Here is a 7,576-nt window from a genome sequence, read left to right as displayed (position 1 = left end):
TATCTTTACAATGGAGATGGATTACTCACAGAGAGAACAGAAGATGGGGAAACCACTCGCTACTACTATGATGGTCAAGTTATTATTGCGGAAGCGACGATAGTCAATGATAAACCGAAATTAAAAGCAAGATATATTCGAGGTAAAAAATTAGAAGCGATACAATATGAAGATAACACCAAAGCATATGTACTATACAATGGACATGGGGATGTAGTAGAGTTACGAGATGAGCAAGGGAACGTACTCAACGAATACAGCTACGACATATGGGGTAACCCAATTGTCGAGAAAGAAACCGTGCATAATCCATTCCGCTATTCTGGAGAACTGTGGGATAGTACAACGGAGTTGCAATACTTACGTGCACGCTGGTATGATCCAAGTGTAGGAAGGTTTATTAATGAAGATAGTTATGAGGGTGAACTTAACAGTCCGTTAACGCAGAATCTTTATACGTATGTGTTGAATAATCCGTTGAAGTATATTGATCCTAGTGGTAATTACTGCGTTTCCGCCGATGGAAACTGGGCACATGATGGGGGTTGCTCATCTGACTCAAGTTATTATGCTGGCGAAGACAGTGAATTTGAAGGTGCGCCTATAATAGAGGATGGAATAGTGACGGGATATCTAAATGTAAAAATTCCTTATGCAAAAAAAGAAGGTAATTTTTGGGATATGTATGGAGGAGAAGTAGCTAAAAATACTTTAGTTGGTACCACCGATGCTTTTGCAGGTAAATATATAACTGATTTATTAAAACCTAAAAATATTTTAGCTGTGACACCAGAGTTCGGTCACGCTGCAAGTGTTTCAGGAGTGAAATACCCATCAAATACACAGAAATTACTTGGAAATACTTTCAAAGTAGGAGGTGTAGCATCTATTGGTCTAACGGGATTACAAGTATACGACGATTTTCAAACATATAGTGGAGCAGACCAATGGATTGCTGCTGGAATAACTGTTGTCGGAACAGGTGTTACTATTGCTGGAACTGTTTTAATAGGATCTGCTGGTCTCCCAGTTGCAGCTGTGGTAGGTGGAGGTGCTTTAATAGGTACTGGAGTTAGTATTGCTGTTTCTTGGATAAAAAATTCAATTTTTAATTAAAGAGAAGGTGACGTATTGGAAATTTTATTTAATAACATACCCCTACCTCTGTATTTAATAATTACCATAGTTTCATCTTTTATAATAATTAGATACTTTGTAAATAATCATCAGAATCACCCTAAAACGATGAAAATTGGGATGTTGCTTCTAGCATATACGGGTATTACTGCAGGTATAACGAGGTTGATTATAGAGACAAAATTATTTGAAAGACATCATGAAATAATTGCGTTCCTTCCTATACCAGGAATTATAATAGCTTTGCCCTTACTCTTTTTAAGCGCATTTAGTAAAAAAAACCATAAATTAGATAAACAACGAAGAAAGGTTATGGTTATAGCATCGATTGTAGGATTAATGTGTATATTTATTATGATTATTTTAGTAATACTGGCTCTAATAATATGAACTTTGAGTGTTATTAAAATTATGTTTACAAGAAATTATAACTTTGAAGATTCAAGTTAGGTTTTCTTGTGAGAATCATTTTTGTTGATATTGTGAAATTTTGTATGACATAATTAATTTAAGCAGGCTATGTTGAAATATTTCAACATAGCTTAAGAATAACGTCGGTTCCGTGATGATCGACGTTAGCTAAAAACTAACCTTCTATAAATGTGCGGATGGGCAGAGTTATATCATTCTCATTTAGGTGTATACACTGCCTTAAGTCCATAAGCATATAATAACAACTGGTCATAAGCTGAGTCCTTTGGAAACGTACAACAATCGACATGAAGTTTAAAATGAATGAGTTCGATATTCCCATTGAAATCTATAGCTAATAATAACTTATAATAATAATTATTGGATCCAGTTGATCCTCTAACTTCTTGATATAATTCTTGAAATTCATTTTCAGTAGTATTCATCTGCAAATTTTCTATAAGATATTCGGTTAAAACTCGATAGGGATCTGTGTCCTTTGTAGAAAACTGTACTGGATAAGCACTGAGCGTCGTAATTAGTTGTAATGCAGGATTGTTGTTAACAATAGTTATTGCTTTATTCAAGCTAAAATCTAATGTGTTTTTATCAACTGCATCGTGAAACTTCTTAATACCGTCTATCACATGCTGCCAATTTGTATCAGGTTGATTGGAAGCAACAATGGTTTTACTAAATGTCGACTCCTCATTAAGGTATTGAGCGTTTATATTCAATATAGCATCAAAGCCATTAGAACTGGGAATGGTTACAATATTCCACTCTCCTTCTACACCGTCATCATTTCTTTCATTTTTTTCACCAACTGCAGTATAACTTATGGTAAAAATAAACATTAAAATGAGTATCGTGGACAGGGTAACGACTTTCTTTTGGTGCATTATCATATGGGCATCCAGCCTTACTCATACTCTGTACAATATGATGTTTTTGACAGTAATCTACATATGATTTTGCCGAAAACTGCACACCTTGATCACTATGAAATGAATCCTTTTTTAGGGCGATGCTTGCATATCGCTTCTTGTAATGTCTCTATGGCTAGATCTGCAGTTATATATGCTGCTGTTTTCGTGGCCACAATGCTTCGATCCTTTAAATCAAGAATCGAACAATTGTAACGTAATGAGCCATTAGACAAATGAATATAAGTAAAATCAGTACACCACTTTTCATTCTTATGTTCGGCTGTAAAATCTCGATTCAACAAATTTGGAAATACTTGATGTGCCTTGCCTTTTATATATTCTGGCTTCTTTTTATATACAATAGATCGTAAACCTAGTTCATTCATATATTTGTGTACAGTAAGTAAGCTGTAAAAGTGACCTTTCTTCTCTAAATATCGTTTCATCATACGATATCCAGGTTTGCCGCTATAGTGGTGATATAGGTCATGGATACAGCGGAGGACTTCTTGCTTACGCTCTAATGCTTCTTTTTTTCTTTGTTTTACATAGCCATAATATGCAGTAGGAGACAATTGAAATCTTCTCAGTAGCCATCTGATAACAAATTCGGCGGCATGTCGTTGGATAAACTTATAAATTAGTTGCCTGTTTCCTTCGCAAAGAATGCTGCCGCCTTTTTTAAGAAGCGATTTTCCTTTTCTAATTCTTCCGTTTTCTTTCTCAGTGCAGCAAGTTCATCAAATAGAGCGGAGTTATTTGAATCATGACTTGATGGCTGATTTTCGCATTCTTTACGGTATTGCTTTATCCAAAGGTTCAGGCTACCCTGTCCAAGTTGATATTCTTTAGTTAAACTATTAATGGTCCTACCATCTTTCAAATGCATGAGTACTAGTTTTTCTTTAAATGATTTTTCATAATGTTTTTTTCCCATTGTAAACACCACTTTCTTTGAATATAGTATACGACATTTTTTATTCTACGTGATGTTACAACTTCACTATATCACGTCACCGTTTCCAAAAAGGTTGGAGGTTAATATGTCTATAGATTTTTTTGTCGAAAAAGATAGGGAGTCAGAGAAAAAAGAACATGTAGAATTTCCTGAAGAAATGAGTGAAATCCTTTATTATAATAAAGATTTTTTTCAAAGGATATAAGTTTATTGACGGATTTAGATCCTTATAGCGATACTTTCTTCTCTCAGGAGCAGATTGTTGACATAAAGGATATTGCAATATTAATACAAAATGAAGTAATAAAAGCATCCGTTCCATCCGATCTCATTAATGAAATAAGAGAGTTCACAAAGCAATTTATACATGCTTGTGATAAAGCACTAACACAAAAGCTAACTTTATTAGCTATAGGAGACTAATTCATTGATATGAAAAAGGAATAAAGGACGGTTATGCATGATCGTCTTTTATTGGTGGTAAATACTTTGTTCACCAAAATTCAATGGACACCATATATCTACAGTTAATCATGGAAAATATGTGTAGCTTAAAAAGGTGGTAGATCAGATGAGTATAGGCTTAATTGGGCTAATAATTGGCTTAATACAAATATTTTATCCAGAAGCTATTATGGCATTTAAACCATTAGGTATAAAAAACACTCAACAAATTAGAATAGGAGGATATCCTACAGTTGTCATAAGTATAGTTATTATCATATTTGCCATATTCGCAGTTTAAATTTGGATCATATGCTGTTTATGGATTTTGATATTTAATGTATGTAACCTGCTTGCCTTTCCGAGAGCTTAGGATAATATGAATGGTTAAAATAACTAAAAAAAATAAAATAATTATTGCAGCGTCAGTACTGTTTTTTATATGTGTTTTGATTGTAGTATTAATAGGGTTTACATTTTTAGAAAAAAAACATAGAGAAGAAATAGAGCGGGTTATTCTACTTAGAGATGGTGAAGAAATCGAAATTACTAAGGTGGATGCAGTAAATTCTCCGTTTGCCAAAGAAAGTACGAATAGTAACCTCATTTATAAAATAACTTATCAAATAGAAAAAAAAGATTTTGTCGCGTGGTATAGGGGGAGCAATAATTTGGCTGATATTCATGCTGAGGCTGCAGGTGCATATCCTGAAAAATGGATTTTCGAAGAAGATGCAAAAATACAGAAATTACTACTAGAAAAAAGTGCAATTTTAAAAATCGTGGAAACAATACGTGATAGGGATACACCATTTAATAATCAAAGTAATACAGGGAAAAATTATAATTTTTACAAGATAACGTACCATAAGAATGGCAGTGAACATATAGCATGGTACAGAGAAGTAATTATGGAGGAGAGTACTTTGACAGAATTACACGATGAATGGATATTTGAATGATATTTTTAAAATTTAGATTACATAGTTTGATTTGTTTACATAATGAAATACAATAATTGAATTGCATCAGACAAAGTAAAGGAGAAAAATGAACGTGAGGAGTTATATTCCCAAGCATAAATTGGATTATCATACAATTGATCTGCTTAAAACTTTGAAGGAAGATAAACTAGTTCTCATTATGGATGATTTGATTGAATGGATAAGAGATATAAATTAACCGATAGCAATGGATATTATAAAAAAATTATTATTCCACTGGATAGCAAGTTAGTTCCTTCATTGAAAAAAACTTTAAATTCCAATGGTTACGACTGGATAGATAATATTTTAAATTATTTAGTTATTCATTTGTCAAATTCAGCTATTGTACAATTGCATGATGATCTTGAGAAAAACCTTTATTATACTGATCCAATTATATTGGATTATAATATCAAAGAAACGATTACCAAAATTTAATCAAAATAAATGCTACTACTATTTTTAATCGCATTTACTAAGGAAAACTACAAGTTAGATAAATCAGAAGTATATCTGCTTTAATAATATAAGGCAAGTAAGCCTACTCATATTTCTCAGCATTTAGCACACACATAAACCTACAGACTGGTATAATAAGGGATAAAATCACTCCACAAACATAACAAAGAGGCGTGCCGGCGTTACATAAAAAGCTACTGTAGTTAAGCGAGGAACAAAAAAGTGATGGCTCATCACGGTTGTGTTGATGCGCAAATGGGTCTATCTATTAGACAAACCTTCACCATCCATAACATTTATCAACAAGAAATCTTTCAAAAAGAAGCTGTAAAAAATACTATACGAGGGGGAATCATGGTGGAAATAACCATTAGACCCATACTCCTTACTGATGCAAAAGATATTTGGGAGATGCGCATACAAGGGGAAGTAGCTAATAATATGGGTACAGATATCTCAGAAAGACTTGAAGAAACTGAAAATAAAATTAAATCATTGGATAGTAATACACGTTCATTTGTTGCAGTTGCTTCTTTAGAAAATGGAACAGAAAAAGTGGTTGGATACATCGTACTCTCTATTTATAATAACCTAAGATATAGTCATATTGGATCACTTGGACTGATGGTAAATCCTAAATATCAGAGAAATGGTATTGGGAGTAAACTGCTAGAAACAGTTATTGACCTTGCAGACAACTGGCTCCATTTATATAAAATTGAATTAGAAGTTGATGTGGATAATGAAAAAGCGATTCAATTATACAAAAAATACAACTTTGAAATGGAGGGCACAAGAAGAGCGACGAAAGTTTCTGACGGCAAGTATGTCGATTGTTATTATATGGGACGAATTAGATCGTAATGTCGATTAAACATAGTGAATTAGTGACCCCATAATGAACTAGGACATCAAGTGTGTACATGGATTACAGTATCCAATTAGCAAGCCGGAATCCAAAGCGCTCACACAAGAGAATGAGCAACAAATGAAAAAACTCGGTGAGAAAGATTTGGATATTGTTATTTTGCTTGATCCCATAAAAGTGCAGAATTCATTCAAGCATCCCCTCTTTTGTGAGAAGATGAACTTATCCAGCAGCAAGTAGTGAAACAGTAAAAGGTAGAGGGGAGTGAGCATACCTCTATCATCTTTTTGCTCTTATTTTATGATTCATTCGCTCCACTAACATACCAAAGCGACGTGGGTGTTCCATATAACTACTGTAGTTAAGGAAGGTACGGTTATGACCAAAAAGAGATGGCTCATCACATTTGTGTTGATGCATAAATGGATTTTTCTATGTGGATTCATCATCACTACATTAATGACCATGATCAATTTAATATATCCGTTTCTTAACGGAACCATTGTCAATATCGCTTTTTATGATAAAGATATGAGCGCTTTTTTGAAACTGTGTCTTATATATGCTGGCATACTCTTTGTGAACCAGTTTGTCATTGCGACGTTAAATAATCTTATTGCATCGCAGAAGGAACAGCTATACATGTTAAACGTGTGACATTTGCATATGAAGGTAGCGATGCATTTCGTCTTCACGCTATTTCATTCTCTGTGAGCAAAGGTGAACATCTGGCTATCGTTGGAGAAAGTGGCAGCGGAAAGTCTACCATTACTAAACTGTTGACAGGACAAATAAAACCGCAAAGTGGTTCAATACACATTGGTGGAACGGACATCAGTCAGGTGAATAGTGAGAGTTTGTCACATAAAGTGAGTATCGTGGTACAGGAACCAGTTCTTTTCAATATGACGATGAGAGAGAACTTACTGCTGGCAAAACCAGACGCAACGGATAAGGAATTAATACAGTGCTGCCATAGAGCGAGAATCTATGACTTCGTTGAAACATTGGAGTATAAGTTAGATACGATAATCGGAGAAAAAGGTGTCCGGCTTTCAGGAGGTCAAAAACAGCGTTTATCCATTGCCCGTGCTTTTTTACAAGATAGGGACATTATCATTTTTGACGAAAGTACAAGCGCGCTCGACAACGAAAATGAGGGTGACATTATAGCTGAACTCAAGCGTCTTTCCATAGGCAAAACGATGATATCTATCGCCCACCGTTTATCTACCATTATGGACTGCGACAAGGTAATGGTTTTAAAAGATGGCGCAATGGTAGCTTATGATACGCATGAAAACTTGCGTGAACAGAACGACACGTATGAATTGCTTTTTAAAAATCAGTATGTCGCAGCTGGATCTGTGTAGATGTAAATCCA

12 protein-coding genes are annotated in these 7,576 nt (G+C 34.3%); 9 read left to right on the top strand and 3 right to left on the bottom strand.

The genetic code is table 11. The features are described 5' to 3' along the window. The coding region (locus tag D1Z92_RS16380; RefSeq protein ID WP_164931683.1) for an RHS repeat-associated core domain-containing protein at positions 1–1,116 on the top strand (1,116 nt) is incomplete at its 5' end. A gap of 650 nt (positions 1,117–1,766) precedes the next feature. Here the strand turns inward: D1Z92_RS16380 and D1Z92_RS16375 are convergent. The 3 genes from D1Z92_RS16375 to D1Z92_RS16360 all read right to left on the bottom strand — a co-directional run bounded on the left by D1Z92_RS16375 (position 1,767) and on the right by D1Z92_RS16360 (position 3,414). Beyond that, positions 1,767–2,450: a hypothetical protein gene (locus tag D1Z92_RS16375; RefSeq protein WP_128896759.1), complete on the bottom strand. Its 684-nt coding sequence runs from the start codon at positions 2,448–2,450 to the stop codon at positions 1,767–1,769. 98 nt (positions 2,451–2,548) lie between these two features. Next, positions 2,549–3,145: an IS3 family transposase gene (locus tag D1Z92_RS16365; RefSeq protein WP_240666788.1), complete on the bottom strand. Its 597-nt coding sequence runs from the start codon at positions 3,143–3,145 to the stop codon at positions 2,549–2,551. Next, complete coding sequence (locus tag D1Z92_RS16360) at positions 3,118–3,414, bottom strand: transposase (RefSeq protein WP_128896757.1); 297 nt, start codon at positions 3,412–3,414, stop codon at positions 3,118–3,120. Before D1Z92_RS16360 ends, D1Z92_RS16365 begins: the two co-directional genes overlap by 28 nt. 231 nt (positions 3,415–3,645) lie before the next feature. Between D1Z92_RS16360 and D1Z92_RS16355 the strand changes: the two genes are divergently transcribed. The 8 genes from D1Z92_RS16355 (at position 3,646) to D1Z92_RS16325 (ending at position 7,565) form a co-directional block, all read left to right on the top strand. Continuing rightward, the gene (locus D1Z92_RS16355) at positions 3,646–3,858 is read left to right on the top strand and encodes a hypothetical protein (RefSeq protein WP_128896756.1); all 213 of its coding nucleotides are present in this window, start codon (positions 3,646–3,648) and stop codon (positions 3,856–3,858) included. Between the two features lie 148 nt (positions 3,859–4,006). Next, complete coding sequence (locus D1Z92_RS17410) at positions 4,007–4,180, top strand: hypothetical protein (RefSeq protein ID WP_164931681.1); 174 nt, start codon at positions 4,007–4,009, stop codon at positions 4,178–4,180. An 82-nt stretch (positions 4,181–4,262) separates the two neighbouring features. Then, positions 4,263–4,841 carry a hypothetical protein gene (locus D1Z92_RS16350; RefSeq protein WP_128896755.1) on the top strand — a complete coding sequence of 193 codons (579 nt, stop codon included), beginning with the start codon at positions 4,263–4,265 and terminating at the stop codon, positions 4,839–4,841. An 88-nt stretch (positions 4,842–4,929) separates the two neighbouring features. Beyond that, positions 4,930–5,061 carry a DUF5071 domain-containing protein gene (locus D1Z92_RS17905; protein ID WP_128896754.1) on the top strand — a complete coding sequence of 44 codons (132 nt, stop codon included), beginning with the start codon at positions 4,930–4,932 and terminating at the stop codon, positions 5,059–5,061. Continuing rightward, on the top strand, positions 5,040–5,303 hold the full coding sequence (locus D1Z92_RS16340) for a hypothetical protein (RefSeq protein ID WP_128896753.1): 264 nt from the start codon (positions 5,040–5,042) through the stop codon (positions 5,301–5,303). Before D1Z92_RS17905 ends, D1Z92_RS16340 begins: the two co-directional genes overlap by 22 nt. 246 nt (positions 5,304–5,549) lie before the next feature. Beyond that, positions 5,550–6,188, top strand: coding sequence for a GNAT family N-acetyltransferase (locus tag D1Z92_RS16335; RefSeq protein ID WP_128896752.1), 639 nt, complete (start codon positions 5,550–5,552; stop codon positions 6,186–6,188). 382 nt (positions 6,189–6,570) lie between these two features. Further along, a complete protein-coding gene (locus D1Z92_RS16330) occupies positions 6,571–6,849 on the top strand; it encodes a hypothetical protein (protein WP_128896751.1) in 279 nt (92 codons plus the stop codon). Continuing rightward, complete coding sequence (locus D1Z92_RS16325) at positions 6,846–7,565, top strand: ABC transporter ATP-binding protein (protein WP_164931679.1); 720 nt, start codon at positions 6,846–6,848, stop codon at positions 7,563–7,565. The genes D1Z92_RS16330 and D1Z92_RS16325 overlap by 4 nt, the downstream gene beginning before the upstream one ends. Positions 7,566–7,576 lie beyond the last annotated feature (11 nt).

Source organism: Longirhabdus pacifica (assembly GCF_004115085.1).
Lineage (GTDB): Bacteria > Bacillota > Bacilli > Paenibacillales > DSM-105158 > Longirhabdus > Longirhabdus pacifica.
The sequence above is the reverse complement of the archived record's forward strand: the minus strand, read 5'-3'. Positions and strand labels throughout refer to the sequence as shown.